The 18508-nt window shown below is 64.8% G+C and carries 18 protein-coding genes and 1 tRNA gene; 10 read left to right on the top strand and 9 right to left on the bottom strand.

The features are described 5' to 3' along the window. Nucleotides 1-6: 6 nt before the first annotated feature. Both HZS63_RS02625 and HZS63_RS02620 read right to left on the bottom strand, forming a co-directional pair. A complete protein-coding gene (locus HZS63_RS02625) occupies nt 7-885 on the bottom strand; it encodes a branched-chain amino acid ABC transporter permease (protein WP_180682451.1) in 879 nt (292 codons plus the stop codon). Continuing rightward, nucleotides 885-1748, bottom strand: coding sequence for an ABC transporter ATP-binding protein (locus tag HZS63_RS02620; RefSeq protein ID WP_180682450.1), 864 nt, complete (start codon nt 1746-1748; stop codon nt 885-887). Before HZS63_RS02620 ends, HZS63_RS02625 begins: the two co-directional genes overlap by 1 nt. 237 nt (nt 1749-1985) lie before the next feature. On the opposite strand from HZS63_RS02620, the gene HZS63_RS02615 reads away from it, so the two are divergent. Then, nucleotides 1986-2561, top strand: coding sequence for a TetR/AcrR family transcriptional regulator (locus HZS63_RS02615; RefSeq protein WP_180682541.1), 576 nt, complete (start codon nt 1986-1988; stop codon nt 2559-2561). A gap of 95 nt (nt 2562-2656) precedes the next feature. Here HZS63_RS02615 and HZS63_RS02610 read toward each other — a convergent pair. From HZS63_RS02610 to HZS63_RS02590, 5 genes are all read right to left on the bottom strand, one after another. Further along, nucleotides 2657-2748: transfer RNA gene (locus tag HZS63_RS02610), tRNA-Ser, on the bottom strand. A gap of 24 nt (nt 2749-2772) precedes the next feature. Further along, complete coding sequence (locus HZS63_RS02605; RefSeq protein ID WP_180682449.1) at nt 2773-4068, bottom strand: tryptophan--tRNA ligase; 1296 nt, start codon at nt 4066-4068, stop codon at nt 2773-2775. Nucleotides 4069-4087: 19 nt separating this feature from the next. Then, a complete protein-coding gene (locus HZS63_RS02600; protein WP_180682448.1) occupies nt 4088-4756 on the bottom strand; it encodes a site-2 protease family protein in 669 nt (222 codons plus the stop codon). A gap of 23 nt (nt 4757-4779) precedes the next feature. Next, nucleotides 4780-5415: an L-threonylcarbamoyladenylate synthase gene (locus HZS63_RS02595; RefSeq protein ID WP_180682447.1), complete on the bottom strand. Its 636-nt coding sequence runs from the start codon at nt 5413-5415 to the stop codon at nt 4780-4782. A 155-nt stretch (nt 5416-5570) separates the two neighbouring features. Then, the gene (locus HZS63_RS02590) at nt 5571-6668 is read right to left on the bottom strand and encodes a porin (RefSeq protein ID WP_180682446.1); all 1098 of its coding nucleotides are present in this window, start codon (nt 6666-6668) and stop codon (nt 5571-5573) included. A gap of 312 nt (nt 6669-6980) precedes the next feature. Between HZS63_RS02590 and HZS63_RS02585 the strand changes: the two genes are divergently transcribed. After that, nucleotides 6981-7967, top strand: coding sequence for a porin (locus HZS63_RS02585; RefSeq protein ID WP_180682445.1), 987 nt, complete (start codon nt 6981-6983; stop codon nt 7965-7967). A gap of 257 nt (nt 7968-8224) precedes the next feature. Next, entirely contained in the window at nt 8225-9361 is a 1137-nt protein-coding gene (locus HZS63_RS02580) for a porin (protein ID WP_180682444.1), read from the top strand. Between the two features lie 92 nt (nt 9362-9453). Here HZS63_RS02580 and HZS63_RS02575 read toward each other — a convergent pair whose 3' ends face one another. After that, nucleotides 9454-10305 (bottom strand): 3',5'-nucleoside bisphosphate phosphatase, encoded by an 852-nt coding sequence (locus HZS63_RS02575; protein WP_180682443.1) that lies wholly within the window; start codon nt 10303-10305, stop codon nt 9454-9456. 80 nt (nt 10306-10385) lie between these two features. Between HZS63_RS02575 and murJ the strand changes: the two genes are divergently transcribed. After that, nucleotides 10386-11948, top strand: a complete 1563-nt coding sequence (gene murJ / locus HZS63_RS02570; RefSeq protein WP_180682442.1) for a murein biosynthesis integral membrane protein MurJ — start codon at nt 10386-10388, stop codon at nt 11946-11948. Between the two features lie 4 nt (nt 11949-11952). Then, nucleotides 11953-12804, top strand: a complete 852-nt coding sequence (locus tag HZS63_RS02565) for a SirB1 family protein (protein ID WP_180682441.1) — start codon at nt 11953-11955, stop codon at nt 12802-12804. A gap of 2 nt (nt 12805-12806) precedes the next feature. Here the strand turns inward: HZS63_RS02565 and purM are convergent, their stop codons facing one another. Then, nucleotides 12807-13868 carry a phosphoribosylformylglycinamidine cyclo-ligase gene (purM, locus tag HZS63_RS02560; RefSeq protein WP_180682440.1) on the bottom strand — a complete coding sequence of 354 codons (1062 nt, stop codon included), beginning with the start codon at nt 13866-13868 and terminating at the stop codon, nt 12807-12809. Nucleotides 13869-13928: 60 nt separating this feature from the next. On the opposite strand from purM, the gene HZS63_RS02555 reads away from it, so the two are divergent. The 5 genes from HZS63_RS02555 to folK are packed head-to-tail and all read left to right on the top strand — an operon-like array spanning nt 13929 to nt 18484. After that, nucleotides 13929-15047 carry an AI-2E family transporter gene (locus HZS63_RS02555; protein WP_180682439.1) on the top strand — a complete coding sequence of 373 codons (1119 nt, stop codon included), beginning with the start codon at nt 13929-13931 and terminating at the stop codon, nt 15045-15047. Next, nucleotides 15047-15733, top strand: a complete 687-nt coding sequence (gene hda, locus HZS63_RS02550) for a DnaA regulatory inactivator Hda (protein WP_180682438.1) — start codon at nt 15047-15049, stop codon at nt 15731-15733. The genes HZS63_RS02555 and hda overlap by 1 nt, the downstream gene beginning before the upstream one ends. 26 nt (nt 15734-15759) lie before the next feature. Continuing rightward, nucleotides 15760-16434: a histidinol-phosphatase gene (locus HZS63_RS02545; protein ID WP_180682437.1), complete on the top strand. Its 675-nt coding sequence runs from the start codon at nt 15760-15762 to the stop codon at nt 16432-16434. Then, nucleotides 16431-18014 carry a polynucleotide adenylyltransferase PcnB gene (pcnB, locus tag HZS63_RS02540; protein ID WP_180682436.1) on the top strand — a complete coding sequence of 528 codons (1584 nt, stop codon included), beginning with the start codon at nt 16431-16433 and terminating at the stop codon, nt 18012-18014. The genes HZS63_RS02545 and pcnB overlap by 4 nt, the downstream gene beginning before the upstream one ends. Further along, nucleotides 18011-18484: a 2-amino-4-hydroxy-6-hydroxymethyldihydropteridine diphosphokinase gene (gene folK / locus HZS63_RS02535; RefSeq protein ID WP_180682435.1), complete on the top strand. Its 474-nt coding sequence runs from the start codon at nt 18011-18013 to the stop codon at nt 18482-18484. Before pcnB ends, folK begins: the two co-directional genes overlap by 4 nt. Nucleotides 18485-18508 lie beyond the last annotated feature (24 nt).

The following is an 18508-nucleotide window of genomic DNA, read 5'->3' as shown; positions in this document are numbered from 1 at the left end:
GTTGCCTTAAAGACGTTCGATCTCGTGCGTGCCGAACAGCCCGTAAGGCCGCAGCAGCAAGACACCAACCAGCACGATGAATGTGGCCAGCAGTTTGTATTCACCCCCCAGGTAGGCGCCTGCCAATGCCTCCACCAGGCCAATGAACAGCCCGCCAATGAGCGCGCCCAGGACGCTGTCCAGCCCACCCACGATGACCACCACCAGCACCGACAGGCCAAAGATGCCCATACTCGAAGAAATGCCCCCGATGGAGCCGACGATGATGCCGGAGATGGCCGCCAGCATCGCCGAGGCCACCCACGATAGAGAAAACACCCGAGGGACGTTGATGCCTACCGAGTACGCGGCTGCCTGATCAGACGCGGTTGCACGCAGGGCGACCCCCCCTCGCCAGAAGCGGAACACCAGCAGTACGGCGGCAATGAACACCACCGCAATCATGGCCCCCCAGAACACCTTCGGTGCCAGGAAGGCGTCACCCACCATGATGGGCTGCGTCGGCATGAACTCTGGGAGCCGGCGCTGATCGGCACTCCAGATCACCTCAACCATGCCCACCAACACGGAGGCCAGACCCACCGTGACCATGAAAATCGAGATGGGCGGCTCACCCAGCATCGGCCGGATGATGGTGCGCTCGATCACCGCGCCCAGCAGGCCCGAGCCCAACACCGCAGCCGGAATCGCCAGCCAGAGTGGCAGCGTGAACATGGCCGCAAACGTGAAAAACAGGTACGCCCCTACCATCAGCATCTCACCGATGGCGATATTCACCACCCGAGTCGCCTTGTAGACCATCACGAATGCCAGCGCCGCCAGCGCATAAAGCCCCCCGCTGGCAATGCCCGTCAGGCTGACTTCGAACAGGTAGGACCAATCCATCACTCGGCTCCTTGCATCTGGCCGACACGAGCAGAGGCATGCAGCCTGCGACGCAGATCGCCCACGTCACCCGATCCCAGGTACGCGCGATTGACTTCCGGGTCAGACTGCACCACGGCCGGTGTGCCCTGGGCGATCACCTGGCCGAAGTTCAGCACCACCACGTGATCCGAGAGGTCCATCACCATGCCCATATCGTGTTCGACCATCAGCACGGTCACGCCCCATTCGCTGCGCACATCGAGAATGAAGCGCGCCATGTCTTCCGTTTCTTCGCGGTTCATCCCGGCCACCGGTTCATCCAGCATGAGAATTTCTGGTTGCATGGCCAGAGCGCGCGCCATTTCAACCCGCTTTTGCAGGCCATAGGGCAACGCGGCGACGCTGGCATGGCGTATGTGGTCGATCTCCAGGAAATCGATGATGCGTTCCTCGATATCGCGCCGAAGCTGTGCCTCCTCGCGCCGTGCGCGACCCAGATAGAACAGGGCATCAAGCACGTTGGTCTTGAGGTGGGCATGCCGACCGAGCTTGATGTTGTCGAGTACGGTCATCCCACGAAACAGCGCAATGTTCTGAAAACTTCGTCCGAGCCCCATGCGGGCGCGCTGGGGGGCCGGAATGCGGGTGATGTCTTGGCCCTTGAAACGGATCGTGCCTTCCGACGGGCGGTAAAAGCCCGAAATCGTATTGAACAGTGAAGTCTTACCGGCTCCGTTCGGGCCGATCACAGCCGTGATGCTGCCAGCCTGAACGTCGAAGCCCACCCCCGTCAGCGCCTTGACGCCGCCGAATGCCAGTGTGACACCGTCGACCTGCAGAAGGGGGGCAGCCTTCTGGCTGCCGGAGAATGGAGTCACCATGGCGTTGGTATTCGGGTTTGTGCGGACCTGAAAATGCCTACTTTTCCGTAGACTTTCTACCCATGAGTAGATTCTGAATGCTCGAGCCTCGTCCCCGCACTGGTGGTTTCCCTAGTTCGAAAGTGTTTCGTGAATAATCCGGTCGTCAAGAAGGTTCGTAAAACCCGCTCCAGCATCGTGGTCGATTCTCCCTGGGCCATCGAGCCGGTCCGGGAGCAGCAGCGCGAAGCCAAACGCATGGCCGTGCTGCAGACAGCCGCCCAGTTGTTCAACGAACGGGGGTTCCACTCCACCTCGCTGGACGACATTGCAGCCCAGCTCCACGTCAGCAAACCGACGCTGTACTACTACGTCAAGAACAAGGACGAAATCCTGTTGCAGTGCGTCAGCAAGGGGCTTGAAATGACGCTGGAGGGCATCGAGGCCTCGCGTGCGGCCGGTGGCAATGCGGTCGAGCAACTGCGAGCGTGCATGCGGGTGTATGCCGACATCGTCATGCAACCCTTTGGCATGTGCCTGATACGCGTCGGTGACCAGGAGGTTCCTGAGCCCAGTCGCACAAAGTTGCGGCAGATGAAAGCCGAAATCGACCTCAGCTTTCGGCGCTTGGTGGAGCAAGGTGTCCAGGAAGGTCTGCTGCAGGCCAGCGACACCAAAATGGCCGCCTTCGTCATCGAGGGGGCCCTGAGCTGGATTGGTCGCTGGTACCAACCTGGCGGTGAATACACACCGCAGCAAATTGCTGATCGGTGCATCGCCATCCTGTGCGACGGGGTATTGCGGCGGCCCAAACGGCCTGCAAAATCCCAATAGAGACGGGTCTCTTGGTGCTCGCCGGGTGCGAGAGCCACGGAGGTCTGTTTGCCCGCTTCGCCGTGGCAAACGAAAAAGCCCCTGACGGGGCCTTGTGGCGGAAGAGGAGGGATTCGAACCCTCGATACGGTAGAAACCGTATACCGGATTTCGAGTCCGGCGCATTCGACCACTCTGCCACCCTTCCGCGTGTCGAAACTCGCATTCTAGCCTATTCGGCGTCGCGCAACACCTGCAAGGCGGCATCCAGGTCGGCGGGGGAGGTGCCGTCGGCCACGGCCACCTGGGCGTGAAGGTCGGCGCAGGCCGTCCAGCCCTGGGCCTTGAGGCGGGCGATGGTCTGGCCGGCGTCCTGGGGAGAGGCGTAGCCGGCGCTTTGCAGCAGCACGCGGCCCTTGGCGTCGGTCAGCTTGAAGTAGAACAGGCCATCCTGTTCGCGGTATTGCTTGAAGGCGGGCCGCGCCGCCTTGTCGGTTTTGGCCGTCTGCGATTGGCTGTTCGTCTGCAAGGGGCGCAGGCCCACGGCATGGCGCAAACGCGCGGTGAAGGGCGTGGCCACGGCGCGGGCCTTCAACGCACCTGCCTGCAGAATGGCTTCCACCTGTTCCGGGTGGGCCATCAGCTCGTCGTAGGTGGCGCGCATGGGGGCGACTTCGCGGTCGATGCGCTCGAACAGCATCTGCTTGGCATCGCCCCAGGCAATGCCGTCCGCGTAGGCCTGAGCCAGTGTCGCGGTTTCCTGCGGGGTGGCGAAGGCTTGGTAGATCTGGAACAGCGCCGAGCCTTCGGTCTGCTTGGGCTCGCCAGGGGACTTGGAGTCGGTGACGATGCCCATGATGAGCTTGCGCAATTGTTCGGGCGGGGCGAACAGCGGGATCACGTTGTCGTAGCTCTTGCTCATTTTGCGGCCGTCCAGGCCGGGCAGGGTGGCCACCTGCTCGTCGATCACCGCTTCGGGCAGGGTGAAATGCTCGCCGTAGAGGTGGTTGAAGCTGGAGGCCATGTCGCGCGCCATTTCGATGTGCTGTACCTGGTCGCGCCCCACCGGCACCTGGTGGGCGTTGAACATGAGGATGTCGGCCGCCATGAGCACCGGGTAGATGAACAGCCCGGTGCTCACGCCTTCGTCGGGCTCGGCGCGGGCGGCGGCGTTTTTGTCCAGCATGGCCTTGTAGGCGTGGGCGCGGTTGAGCAGGCCCTTGCCGCAGACGCAGGCCAGAAACCAGGTGAGTTCCGGAATTTCAGGAATGTCCGACTGGCGGTAGAACGTCACGCGCTGCGGGTCCAGGCCACAGGCGATCCAGGTCGCCGCAATCTCCAGCGTGGAGCGTTGCAGGCGGGCGGGATCCTGGGTGGAGATCATGGCGTGGTAGTCGGCCAGGAACAGAAAGCTGTCCACCCCAGGTTGGCGGCTGGCGCGCACGGTGGGGCGGATGGCCCCCACGTAGTTGCCAAGGTGGGGGGTGCCGGAAGGTTTGATGCCGGTCAGTACGCGAACGGGTGTCATGGGCAAAGCAGAAGGGAGGTCAGAACAGCACCCAGCGGATGGGGCTCAGCAGCAGCTCGATCACCCCAGCCGTGAGGTTCATCAGCGGGCGCAGCCAGTAGGTGCCGAGGATGCCGGTGAGCACCAGGGCCAGGACGATGAAGAAACCGAAGGGTTCGATGCGCGAAACCGTCATGGCCTGACGCAGGGGCAGCAAGCCGACGAGGATGCGCCCGCCGTCCAGCGGGGGCAGGGGAAACATGTTGAGGGCGAACAGCACCAGGTTCACCAGCAGACCGGCGCGCGCCATTTCCAGGAAGAAGCGCTCCTCCACGCCCAAGGCCACCAGGAAGTAGCCGAACAGCACCCAGCACACGGCCATGACCAGGTTGGCACCCGGGCCGGCGAGCGCGACCCAGATCATGTCGCGCTTGGGGTGGCGCAACTGCCCGAAGTTCACCGGCACCGGTTTGGCGTAGCCGAACAGGAAGGCCCCGCTGGTGGCGAACAGCAGCAACAGCGGCATGGCAATGGTGCCCAGCGGGTCGATGTGCTTGAGCGGGTTGAGCGTGATGCGGCCCAGCATCCAGGCCGTGTGGTCGCCGAAATGGCGCGCGGCATAGCCGTGCGCGGCCTCGTGCACGGTGATGGCGAACAGCACCGGGATGGCGTAGATCGCCACGGTTTGCATGATGGAAGCGAAGTCCATGGGCGTATTGTCTCAGGTGGCCGTCACAGGCCGAGCGCCGCCAGGGGGCCGGCTCCCTGGCGCAGCACCACGGGGGCGCCGCCGGTGCCCATGGGGGTGAGGTCCAGCACCGTGGTGGGTTCCAGCGGGCAGGCACCGGCGTCGATCACGGCGGCCAGGTCGTGCTCGAAGCGCTCGCGGATGTCGTGCGCGTCGTTGAGCGGTTCGGTGGCACCCGGCGGAATGAGCGTGGTGGCCAGCAGCGGGGCGCCGTGCAGGGCCAGCAGGTCCTGCAGCGCCTGGTGCTTGGGCACCCGCAGGCCGATGGTTTTGCGCGAGGGGTGGCTGACGCGGCGCGGCACCTCCTTGCTGGCCTCCAGGACGAAGGTGTAGGCGCCCGGGGTGCCCAGCTTGAGCAGCCGGTACTGCCGGTTGTCCACCCGGGCGTACTGGGAGAGTTCGCTCAGGTCGCGGCACAGCAGCGTCATGTGGTGCTTGTCGTCCACGCCGCGGATGCGGCGCAGCCGGTCGGCGGCGGCCTTGTCGTCCAGGTGGCAGACCAGCGCGTAGCTGGAATCGGTGGGCACGGCCAGCACGCCGCCCTGGTGGAGCAATTGCACCGCTTGCTTGAGCAGGCGCGGTTGGGGGTTGTGCGGGTGGATTTCGAAAAATTGCGACATGGGGCGATTGTCCCATTCCGCCGAGCAGCGGTGGCGTGCGCGCCGGTGCCTCCAGTTGCGCGATGGGCGTTCTGGGTGAAACAAAAAGCCCAGCGCGGCTGCGCTGGGCTTTTGCTGATGCCGGTCAGGTTGCCAAGGTGCTTGGCAGCCCAGAATCAGAAGGTGTGGGTGATACCGAAGTCCACACCAGACACTGAGCGACCAGGCTGGGCACCAGTGGTGCCGTTGGTGATCAAGTTCGCGCCGTTCTTGTTGCTCACCCGTGCATAGGTGGTGTACAGCGAGGTGCGCTTGGACATCGGGTACACGTAGCCAATGGCGTACTTGTCGGCCTTGGGGTCTGAGCCGGTCAGCGCATCGAACTTGACGTTGCCGTAGGCGGCGCGGAAGTTGCCGGGGCCAAAGGGCACGATCACACCAATCTCGTAGCCGGTCAGCTTGTCTATGGTTTTGGAAGCGAATGTGAACCCGCCGTCCTTGACGTCTTCCTGGTACCAGGAGCCCATCAGTTTCGCGACGCCAAAGTCATACGACGCGCCCAGGTTGGTGGAATTCACTTTGTTGCCTACCCTGGTAGGATCTTTGTCCTTCAGGGTGCCGTAAGCCAGGGCAACGTCCAGCGGGCCTGCCTTGTAACCCAAGCGGAAGGCAGCGGTCTCGCCCTGCACACGTGTTGGTGTTGTACTGTTTGACTTCTCGTCCACAGCGTACTGGAAGGAGCCGTACACGCCCCCCAGGTTGCTGGGCAGGATGTAGTTGATCGTATTGCTGTTCCAGACGTAGGGGTCGCTGCCAACCGTTCCACCTCTGTATCCAGCTTGACCAAACACAATGGGTCGTGTGCTGTGTGCCAGCGTCCGGCCCGAGCCGTTGGTGGCGAAGGGAGAAAAAGAAATCGGGTTCCAGAAGGTGGGGTTGTAGTCACGGCCCAGGCGGATCTCGCCCCAGGCATCGCCGGCAATCGCCACCCACGCTCCGCGGTCACCGATCTTGGTGTCGGTGGGTTCGTCAGCGTTCAGGCTGGTTTCAATCTGGAACTTGGCTTTGAGGCCGCCGCCCAGGTCTTCCGTGCCGCGGAAGCCGAGGCGGTTGGTCACGTTGCCGCTGCTCACCATTTCGTTCTTGTTGGTGCCGCCGCTGATGTTGGTGCGGGTAAAGGCCTGGTCAATCACACCATAAATGGTCACGGCTGACTGGGCCATGGCGGCGCCAGTGGCGGCCAAAGCGGCCAAGGCAATCAGGGTCTTTTTCATTCAAGCATCTCCAGTTGGTAGGGGAGGAACGGGGGGGGAGCGGTGGCAGCGGGTGCTGCCACACGATCCCTTGGCTTCTTTGCAGAAGTGTCCTGATTAAAACAGACCATCTTGTGGAGTTCATGTCCTGCCCAGGGGGTTAGGGGAAAACCCGGTCGTTTTCGTTGCGCAGATACAACGCTGCGGCTGGAAATGAGCAACGTGCGCGGGCGTGTCATGGGTCGGTCACAACGGCTTAGAACAATCGGCTCCAACTCCTCGCGTGGTGTGAGGAGGGTGACTCGATTCCAACTCAACTCTGAAAGCTCAACGATGAAAGCCAAGCTTGTTGCACTGGCCGTTCTGGCCGCTTGCGGTACCGCCTATGCGCAATCCCATGTATCGGTGTATGGCCGTCTGGATCTGGGGGTCGGTAGTGAAAAGGACAAGATAACCAATCAAAGCAAATCGGTGGTGTCCAGTGGTCTGCTCACCACCAGCCGCCTCGGTTTCCGTGGAACTGAGGATCTGGGTGGTGGTTTGAAGGCCATCTTCCAAATCGAGACGGCTCTTGCGCCTGACGAGCCAGTTGAGACGAAATTGGGTGACCGCACGGCCATTGTGGGGCTGACGGGCGGTTTCGGTACCCTCAAGCTGGGCCGTACCGACACGACTTTTGACGACATTCGCGACCTGGCCGTCAGCAGCAGCCTCTGGGATTCTGAGTTCACACCCACGAAGAACGTGTACGGCGTTGGGGTTGGCGACTATTCGAGCCGCGCCAACAACCAGATCCGTTACGAATCGCCATCTTTCAGTGGCTTTACCTTCGGCGCGAGCTTCAGCCTGGACGAGAATGCCGCACAGAAGCGTGACATCAACGCCTTCAACATTCGCTACAGAGCGGGCGCACTCGATGTCGGTCTGGGCTACCAGGAGCAGAAACACGAATCTGCACCTGCCAGCGATCGGGAGTACACCGCCCTGTCGGGTGCGTACAACTTTGGCGTGGCCCGCGTGTCGGCCGGCTACCAGCGGGCCAAAGACGGCAACAGCGCCAAAGACAACGAGTACTCCCTCGGCGTGAATGTGCCGGTGGACAAGTTCGACTTCTCATTCGGTTACGCCAACAGCAAGGCCGAGAATGCCGCAGGTGCCACCATCGGGAAAGCATCTGGCTTTGCTTTGGGTGCAACCTACTCATTGTCGAAGCGCACCCGGCTCTATGCCGGCTGGCGTGACACCAGCCGCAAAAACGCGGCTGGCGTGAAAACTTTCGACGAGCGCCTGTACGCGGCAGGCATCCGGCACGACTTCTGACACACCCATGGCTGACAGGCCGGTTACCGGTGACCGGTTGTCATGGTCATGCAAGGGGGCGCTGCCCCCTTTTGCTTTGCCCCTGAAGGGCTGAGGGTGCGGGGTGTCGTAAAAATGAAACATTTCGGTGGCCCAAGAGCGGTTTTTGGGGGTTTTCCCTAGATGAGGGCCGCCGGTGCGGTTAGGATTTGACTCGTGGGTCCGCTTCCGGGTCCTCCCCCGGTCAACCGGGTTCCATTTTTCAAGGAAGGTTACTCATGAAAAAGTCTCTGATCGCTCTGGCCGTGATGGCCGCATCGGGCGCCGCCATGGCGCAATCCAGCGTCTCCGTGTATGGCATCGCCGACATTTGGGTGGGCTCTGTCAAGCAAGAGTTCAACGGTGAAAGCGAGCGCAACAGCAAGGTTGACAGCGGTGGCGCCAACACCAGCCGCATCGGGTTCAAGGGCACCGAAGATCTGGGTGGTGGCCTGAAGGCCAACTTCCTCATCGAGACCAGCATCGGTATGGATGAGCCTGGAGGAACCAAGCTGGGCGATCGCAATGCCTACGTGGGCTTGTCTGGCGGCTTTGGTGAAGTGCAGCTTGGCCGTACATGGTCGTCTTACGACGATATTCGCTCGTCGGCCAACGACAACTTCAATGCCAACGTTGCAGCTTCCTTCCAGACTTGGGTTGGCTACAACGACAAAGTTTCCAACAGCATCAAATACATCAGCCCTGAGTTCGCGGGTTTCAGTGGTAGCCTGACCTACGGCTTCGGGGAAGACAAGGCTAATAACACCAACGGCAAGGCCAGCAGCCTGTTGTCCGTGGGCCTTCAGTACGCCAATGGCCCCCTGTTTGTGGGCTTTGCGCACCAGACTGAAAAAGCGGGCAATAAGATCAACCTAGGGGCGCTGGGTAATGGGGAAGTGCTATTCGGGTTGACGGGTATCTATTCCGGTAGTCTCACTGAACCGTTGAAGGCCTCTGCTGGTTCCAAGGCTACCTACAATCTGCTCAATGGTTCTTATGATTTTGGCGTGGCCAAGCTGGTGGCTGGCTACAACGAAGTCAAGGTCAAGAACCTCACTGTGTCTGATAGTACTACTACCCCAGCCGCGAACACTTTCTCGGTTGGGACTTTGAAGGCCCAGGAGTGGAACATCGGTGCGGAAGTGCCTCTGGCCACCGCGCTTTCGCTGGGTGTGGGCTATGCACAGTCCACCATCGAGCAAGCTGGCCAAGACATCGCCAAGTCCACCGGTTACACCGCCACGCTGCTGTACTCGCTGTCCAAGCGCACGACGGTTTACGGTGCATTGTCTCAAGCCAAGCTTAAAGACAAAGTGGGCCTTGGCAACCAAGACAAAGTCACGCTGTACGCTGTGGGCCTGAACCACAAGTTCTGATGCACAGGGGGTTTCGGCCCCTTCTGGCATCAGCCGCAACCGACCCCTGCGGGGTCGGTTTTTTTTCGCGTGCGCTGTGGCAGCGCGATTGGTTACTGGATGCGGTCGGCCAGGAGTTCCCACACGGGGGTCAGCCGGCCTTCCAGGTGGGGCAGGGCGCCCAGGTCGCAGTGGCTTTCGCCGGGGCTGTGGAAGTCGCTGCCGCGGGAAGCGGCCAACCCGAATTCGAGGGCCATGTCGGCATACTTCACATATTCGGCGGCGCTGTGGCTGCCGGTGACGACTTCCACCGCCTGGCCGCCGTGGGCTTTGAACTCGGTGAACAGGGCGTATTCCTGGGTGGGGCTGTGGGCGTAGCGCGCGGGATGGGCGATCACCGCCACGCCGCCCGCTTCACGGATCCAGCGCACCGCATCGCCCAGCGTGGCCCAGCGGTGCGGCACATAACCGGGCTTGCCTTCGGTGAGGAAGCGGCGAAAGACCTCGTTCGTGTCTTTGCAGACACCGGTCTCCACCAGGAAGCGCGCGAAATGGGTGCGGGAGATGAGTTCCGGGTTGCCCACGTATTTGAGCGCCCCTTCGTAGGCGCCGGCGATGCCGGCCTTGGCCAGCTGTTCGGCCATTTCCTGGGCGCGCTCGCCACGTCCGCCCCGCGTGCGCCGCAGGCCCTCCACGAGGGCGGGGTGGTCGGGGTCGAAGCCCAGCCCGACGATGTGCACCGTCACGTCCACGAAAGTGACCGAGATTTCCGTGCCGGTGAGATAGGGCAGGTCCAGGGACCGGGCCGCTGCGAGGGCGCGTCGTTGCCCGCCGACCTCGTCGTGATCGGTGAGCGACCACAGTTCCACCCCATTGGCCTTGGCGCGTGCCGCCAGGGCCTCGGGCTCCAGCGTGCCGTCCGAGACGGTGGAGTGGCAGTGAAGATCGGCGTTCAGTATGCTCATGTCGAAACCATTGTAGGGGTTGGGCAAGCCCCTGTTGGCGAGCGGGGTGTCTGCCGCAGGCCGACGGCTACACTCTTGCCGTGTCGCTGTTCAAATCCGCCTCCATTGTTTCGTTGCTCACGTTGGCCTCCCGCATCACGGGGCTGATGCGGGAGCTGCTCATCGCTGCGACTTTCGGGGCCAGCGCGCTCACCGACGCGTTCAACGTCGCCTTTCGCATTCCCAACCTGCTGCGGCGGCTGTTTGCCGAAGGGGCGTTCAGCCAGGCGTTCGTGCCGGTGCTGACCGCCAGCCGCGAAAAGGATGGCGAGGCCGCCACCCGCGTGCTGATCGATCAGGTGGCCACGGTGCTGGCCTGGGCCTTGACGCTCACCTGCATCCTGGGGGTGCTGGGCGCGCCCGCCCTGGTCTGGGCCATGGCAGCGGGCCTGAAACAGAACCCCGAGGGCTTCGACGCGGCGGTGGGGCTCACGCGCTGGATGTTCCCATACATCGGCTTTATGTCCATGGTGGCGCTGGCGGCCGGCGTGCTCAACACCTGGAAGCGGTTTGCCGTGCCCGCCGCCACGCCGGTGCTGCTCAACGTGGCCATGATCGGCGCCGCCTGGTGGGGGGCGCCGTGGTTCGCCACGCAGGGTTGGGAGCCCATCTACGCTCTGGCCGCTGGGGTGATGCTGGGGGGCGTGTTGCAGCTCGGCGTCCAGTTGCCTGCACTCAAACGCCTCGGCTTGCTGCCCCGCATCGGGGTGTCGGCCAGCGCGCTGAAGTCGGCCTGGCGGCACCCGGGCACCCAGCGCATACTCACGCTCATGCTGCCCGCGCTGCTGGGCGTGAGCGTGGCGCAGATTTCGCTGCTCATCAACACCCAGATCGCCTCGCATCTGGCCACCGGCAGCGTGAGCTGGCTCACCTACGCCGACCGGCTGATGGAGTTCCCCACCGCTTTGTTGGGGGTGGCGCTGGGCGTGGTGCTGCTGCCGCAGCTCTCGGCCGCCCGCGCCGCCGGTGATGGTGAGCGCTACAGCAGCCTGCTCGACTGGGGCCTGCGGCTGGTGGTGCTGCTGGCCATACCCAGTGCCGTGGCCTTGCTCACTTTTGCCCAGCCGCTGGTGGCGGTGCTGTACCACTACGGCGCCTTCACCGTTGCCGATGTGCGCCAGACCTCGCTGGCGCTCATGGGTTATGGGGTGGGCTTGCTGGGGCTGATTGCCGTCAAGGTGTTGGCCCCCGGCTTTTATGCCCAGCAAGACATTCGCACCCCGGTTCAGATCGCCATCGTGGTGTTGGTGTTCACCCAGTGCATGAACCTGCTGCTGGTGCCGCGCCTGGCCCATGCGGGGTTGGCGCTGGCCATTGGCCTGGGGGCTTTGCTCAATGCCGGCTGGTTGCTGGCGGGGCTGATGCGGCGCGGGGTCTACAGGCCCGCACCCGGTTGGGGGCGACTGGGCTTGCAAGTGCTGGCCGCGAGCGCCTTGTTGGCGGTATTCCTGTTGTGGTCCAGCGCGCAGGTGGACTGGGTGCATGCCGTGCAGGCCGGGCGCCGGGTCCTGTCGCTGGTGTTGATCGTGGCCGGCGCTGTGGTGGTGTACTTCGGTGTGCTGATGCTGGCCGGTGTTCAACTGCGCCAGTTTGTGCGAAAGTAAGCACATGGCTTTGTCGTTTCAGGTTCCGTCGCCGTTGGAGTACTTCGCCGCCCTGGTGCGGGATGACGAGGGCTTTCCGTTGCTGGAGGCCGCCGCCGCGGTGGCGATGGACGAATACCCGGACCTGGACGTGCAGACCGTGCTGGGGGACTTGGACCAGTTGCTGGCCCGCTTGCGCCGACGTCTGCCGGCCGACGCCGGCCCGCTGCAGCGCCTGCGGTTGCTGAACCAGTTCTTCTTTCACGACCTGGGTTTCGGCGGCAACGTCAACCACTACTACGACCCGGAAAACAGCTACCTCAACGTGGTGCTGCGCACCCGGCGCGGCATTCCCATCACGCTGGCCATTCTGTGGCTGGAGCTGGCCCAGGGCTTGGGGCTGCAGGCACGGGGCGTCAACTTCCCGGGGCATTTCATGGTCAAGGTCAACCTGCCACAGGGGCAGGTGGTGATCGACCCGTTCACCGGCCAGTCCCTGAGCCGGGAAGACCTGTCGGAACGGCTGGAGCCGTACAAGCGCCGCAACGGGCTGGTGGACGACTTCGACGTTCCCATGGGGCTGTACCTGCAGTCCGCGCCGCCGCGCGACATCCTGGCCCGGGTGCTGCGCAACCTCAAGGACATCCACCGCAGCCAGGAGGACTGGCCGCGGCTGATCGCCGTGCTCGACCGGCTCGTGTTGCTCCTGCCCAAAGACTGGAGCGAACGCCGTGACCGTGGGCTGGCCTGGGCAGAGCTGGGGCACCCGGAGCGTGCCGTGCCAGACCTGGAGGCCTACCTGGCGCATGCCGAAGACCCGCTGGATGCCGATGCCATCGGCCAGCGGGTGCTGGAGCTCAAGCGCGAGCTGAGCTGAGTTCAGGCCACCACGACGGCCGCATCTTCACCGCGCGGGGCAATGACGCCGATCTCATAGACCGTTTCGCCCTGGGCGCGCAGCGTGGCGGCGATGGCGCTGGCCGCTGCCGGGTCCACCACCACCACCATGCCGATGCCGTTGTTGAAGGTGCGGTTCATCTCGAGGTCGTCGATGGCTGCCGTCCGTTGCAGCCACGCGAACAGCTCGGTCTGCGGCCAGCTGCCTTTTTTCAGGTGGGCGGCCAGGCCTTCGGGCAGCACGCGGGGGATGTTTTCCAGCAGGCCGCCGCCGGTGATGTGGGCCAGTGCCTTGATGCCGCCTCGGCCGGCGGCCGCTGCCGTGTTCGGGCGTGGGGCCAGCGCAGCGAGCACGCTTTTCACATACAGGCGGGTGGGCGCCATGATGGCCTGCCTGAACGGCTGGCCGTCCAGCGTGGCGGGCAGGTGGGCGCCCGCCCGCTCGATGCACTTGCGCACCAGGGAAAAGCCGTTGGAATGCACGCCGGCCGAGGCCAGGCCCAGCACCACGTCGCCGGCCTGCACGTTCTGGCCGGTCAGGATCTGGCTTTTCTCAACCACGCCCACGGCAAAGCCTGCGAGGTCGTATTCACCGGCCGGGTACATGCCGGGCATCTCGGCGGTTTCGCCACCGATCAGGGCGCAACCGCTGAGCTCGCAGCCCTTGGCAATGCCGCCCACCACGGCGGCGGCGGTGTCCACGTCCAGCTTGCCGCAGGCGAAGTAGTCCAGGAAGAACAGCGGCTCGGCACCCTGCACCAGCACGTCGTTCACGCTCATGGCCACCAGGTCGATGCCCACGGTGTCGTGCATGTTCCACTCGAAGGCCAGCTTGAGCTTGGTGCCCACACCATCGGTGCCGCTGACCAGCACCGGCTCGGTGTAGCGCTTGGGCACTTCGAACAGCGCGCCAAAGCCGCCGATGCCGGCCAGCACGCCGTCGCGCAGGGTTTTCTTGGCCAGCGGTTTGATGCGTTCGACCAGCGCATCGCCCGCGTCGATGTCCACGCCGGCGTCTTTGTAGGAAAGGGGTGTCGTTGTCATGGGGTGGAAGGCCGATAAAATCGCCTGATTTTACGGGCCCGCCATGTCCCTGTTGATTTTATGTCGCTGACCGCCCACCAAGCCCGCATGCTGGCCTGGCTGGCGCTGGCCGTTGCCGCGTGGTGGCTGATCGATTTGTTGGCGCCGGTGTTGATGCCGTTCATCGTGGCGGCCGTCATGGCCTATGCCCTGCACCCGGCGGTGGAGCGCATGCATGCCCGCCACATCCCGCGCTGGCTCGGCGCGGCGCTGGCGATTGCCTTGCTCATGCTGGTGCTGCTGGCGGTGGCGCTGATGATCGTGCCGGTGGTCACGCGCCAGTGGCCGTTGCTGCGGGACCAGATTCCCCCCCTGCTGGAAAACCTCAACGCCTGGATGGCGCCCTGGGCCGATCGCCTGGGTATCGATGCGCAGATCGACGTCAATGCCGTGGGCGATGTCTTGCGCCGCATGGTTTCGGGACACGAGGGTGAGCTGGCGGAGCGTGTGCTGGCGTCGCTGCGCATCGGTGGCAGCGCCGTTCTCGCGGTGCTCGGCAACCTGGTGCTCATGCCCATCGTGGCCTATTTCCTGCTGCTCGACTGGGACCGTTTCGTCGCTCGCACCAAGTCGCTGGTGCCGCCGCGCTGGCAGGAGCCGACACAACGCTTTCTCGACGAAACCGATCAGGTGTTGGGGCAGTATCTGCGGGGGCAGTTGCTGGTCATGGGCATTCTGGCGGTGTTCTACACCGTCGGGTTGGCGCTGGTGGGGCTGAAGCTGGCGCTGCCCATTGGGGTGTTCACCGGGCTGGCGGTGTTCGTGCCCTACCTGGGCTTCGGTCTGGGGTTGGTGCTGGGCCTGCTCGCGGCGCTGCTGCAGTTCCAGTCGGTCACGGGCGTGCTGCTGGTCGGCCTGGTGTATTTGGTGGGGCAGTTGGTGGAGAGTTTTTACCTCACGCCCCGGTTGCTGGGAGAGCGCATCGGCCTGCACCCGATTGCGGTGATCTTTGCGCTCATGGCTTTCGGGCATGTGTTCGGTTTCGTCGGTGTGTTGATGGCGCTGCCGGCCAGCGCCGTGCTGCTGGTGGCGGTGCGCCGCATACAGGCGCTGTATGTGGGCAGTTCGCTCTACACCCACGGCGCGCCCCAAGTCCCGGCGGCGCCCGTGGAGCCGCCGGGTCAAGAGGGGCCGCGCTGATGGAGCAGCTCGTCCTCGACATGGGGCTGGCCCCCCGGCCTTCCTTCGACAATTTCCTGACCCATGGCCCACACGAAGCCCTGAACCATTTGCGCCTCTGGGCGGCCAACCCCCTGCGCTCGCCGGTACCCACCTTTTTGTGGGGTGGCAGCGGCGTTGGTAAAACCCACCTGTTGCATGCCGTGCGCCTGGCGCTGGAGGGGCAGGGCGGGCGGGTCGGCTGGCTGGATGCCGGTACGGCCTCCGTGCCCGCCTTCGATGACGGCTGGGTGGCGGTGTTGCTGGACGACTGTCAGCTCTACACCGCTGAGCAGCAGGCGGTTGCCTTCAACTGGTTCGTGAATGCCCAGACGCCGGCCCGAGGCGCGCCGCGCTGGGTGCTGGCGGCGGCCGACCGTCCGCCAGCCGACCTGTTGCTCCGCGAGGACCTGCGCACCCGGCTGGGGTGGGGGCATGTGTTCCAATTGCAGCCGCTCTCGGAAGCCGACCGGCGCCGCGTGCTGCGCCGCGCGGCCGACGAGCGCGGGGTGTTTCTGAGCGACGAGGTCATGGACTACATGCTCAACCGCTTTTCGCGCGACCTGGGCAGCCTCATGGCCCTGCTGGACCAACTCGACGGCTACGCCTTGCGCACGCAGCGTGCCATCACCATTGCGCTCATCAAGGCCATGCTCGAAGCTGGCTGAGCCGACCGGATACGAAAGACGCATCGATGAAACTGGCCCTGTTCGACCTGGACCACACCCTGCTGCCGCTGGACTCCGACTACGGCTGGGGCGAATTCACCACCCGGATCGGCTGGACCGATCCGGTCGAATTCGCCCGCCGCAACGACGAGTTCTTCGCCCAATACCAGGCCGGTGCACTGGATATTCACGCCTACGTGCGCTTCGCTACCCAGGCGTTTCGCGAACGCGGCCCCGCCGCCGCGGCCGAGGCCCATGAGCGCTTCATGCGCGAGGTGATCGAGCCGCAACTGCTGCCCGCGGCCCGAGCCCTGGTCGAAGGGCACCGGCAGGCGGGCGACGAGGTGATCATCATCACCGCGACCAACGAATTCGTCACCCGCCCCATTGCCCGGGCGCTCGGTGTCGAGCACCTGATCGCGGTGGAGCTCGCCCGTGACGACCAAGGCTGGTACACCGGCGAGATTGCCGGCACGCCCTCTTTCCGTGAAGGCAAGGTGACGCGGCTCGAACACTGGCTGGCCGAGCGCGGCCTGGGCTGGGGCGACGTGCATACCACTTTCTACTCCGATTCCACCAACGACCTGCCCCTGCTGGACAAGGTGACGGTGCCCGTGGCCACCAACCCGAGCGAGGGCCTGCGGGCCATGGCTCGTGAGCGGGGCTGGCGCATACTCGACCTGTTTGTGGAACACGCATGATCAAGACATTCATCGACAAACTGCTGGGCAAGGCCACCTCCCGGGCCAAAAGGCCCCGTTTCGGCAAACGCGAGGACGTTCCCGCCACCGTGCACGGCATCGACCCGTCGCTGGTGGATGGGCGCGCCCTGGACGTGGTGCATACCCTCAAGCGCGCTGGCTACGAGGCTTACATCGTGGGGGGTGCGGTGCGTGACCTGTTGCTGGGACTGCGCCCCAAAGACTTCGACGTGGCCACCAATGCCACCCCGGAACAGGTCAAGGCCCTGTTCCGGCGTGCCTTCATCATTGGCCGGCGCTTCCGCATCGTGCATGTGGTGTTCGGCCGCGGCCGTGAGCACGAGGTCATCGAGGTGTCCACGTTCCGCGCCTATATGGACAGCACCGCTGCCGAGCAGGTCAGTGGCAATGAGCGCACGGCCAAAGGGGAATTGGCGAGCATGAAGCATGCCGTCGATGCCAGCGGGCGCGTGCTGCGCGACAACGTCTGGGGCCCGATCGAGCAGGACGCCGCGCGCCGCGATTTCACCATCAACGCCATGTACTACGATCCCGAAACCGAGATCGTGGTCGATTTTCACCATGGCATCCGCGACGCCAAGAAGCGCGTGCTGCGCATGATCGGGGACCCGGCGGCCCGCTACCGCGAGGATCCGGTGCGCATCATCCGCGCCGTGCGCTTTGGCGCCAAACTCAACGGCCTCGGTTTCCAACTCGATGCCAAGACCCGCGCGCCGCTGGCCGCTTCCCTGCCATTGCTCGCCGACGTGCCCCAGAGCCGCCTCTTCGACGAGATGCTCAAGCTGCTGCAAACCGGCCATGCGCTGGCCAGCATCGAGCAGCTCAAGGCCACGGGGCTGGCCAAGGGCATCTACCCGTTGCTGGATCTGGTGGTGCAGCGTGCCGACGAGCCTTTCGTCAAGGCCGCCTTGCTGGACACCGACCGCCGCGTGGCCGAGGGCAAGCCCGTGGCGCCCAGCTTCTTGCTGGCCTGCGTGCTCTGGAGCGACGTGCGCGACGGCTGGCAGAAACGCCAGAACGCCAAGGTGCCGCCCTTTCCGGCGTTGCAGCAGGCCGTGGACGAGGTGTTCGAAGCCCGCATCGGCGATGTGTCCGGCCGAGGCAAGCTGGGCGCCGACATGCGCGAAATCTGGATGATGCAGCCGCGCTTCGAGAAGCGTGTCGGCCAGAGCCCATTTACCCTGGCCGAGCAGCCCCGCTTCCGGGCCGGCTTCGATTTTCTGCGCCTGCGGGCCCAGGTGGGCGAACTGGAGGAGGAGCTGTCCCACTGGTGGGAGACGTTCAGCACCGCCAGTGAAGCCGTGCGCCGCGACATGGTCGAGGCCGTGCGCCTGGAGCAGCAACGCAGCCGCGCGGCCGGCAAGGCCGCGGGGGCGCGCGGTGGCAAGGCGACAGGGCGGGTGCAGCGCGTGGCGGCCGATGAGGCGCAGGCGCCAGACGCCCCTGAGCCGTCCGCCGATGCGCCCGACGGGCCGGATGCCGCCCCCAAGAAGCGCCGTCGCCGGCGTCGCAAGCCCGCCGGTTCGGCTGGCGAGGGTGGCCCGGCCGCCGCAGCATGACACGCCGCGGGGAGGTCACGGCCTATGTCGGCCTGGGGGCCAACCTGGGCGACCCGGTGGCGGCTTTGCGGCTCGCGCTGGACCGGCTCGGCCAGGCTGCGGGCATCCAGGGCGTTCGCGCGTCGGGGTTCTACCGCAGCGCGCCCGTGGATGCCGCAGGGCCGTGGTACTGCAACGCCGTCGCCGAGGTGCGCACCACCCTGACCGCCCCTGCCTTGCTGGCGCTGCTGCAATCCCTGGAGCGGGCCGCCGGCCGGCAGCGCCCTTACCGCAACGCCCCGCGCACGCTGGACCTGGATGTGCTGCTGTACGGCAGCGCACGCATCGCATCCCCGGACCTCACGGTGCCCCATCCCCGCTGGCGGCAGCGGGCCTTTGTGCTGCGGCCCTTGCAGGAGCTGGACCCCGCACGGGTGGACGCCGCGGACCTCGCGGCGGTGGCGGACCAGGCCATCGAGCGCCTGCCCTGAGCCCGGAACCGGTGTTCTGGGGGG

It is taken from the genome of Tepidicella baoligensis (genome assembly GCF_013432195.1).
Classification (GTDB): Bacteria; Pseudomonadota; Gammaproteobacteria; order Burkholderiales; family Burkholderiaceae_C; genus Tepidicella; species Tepidicella baoligensis.
The sequence above is the reverse complement of the archived record's forward strand: the minus strand, read 5'-3'. Positions and strand labels throughout refer to the sequence as shown.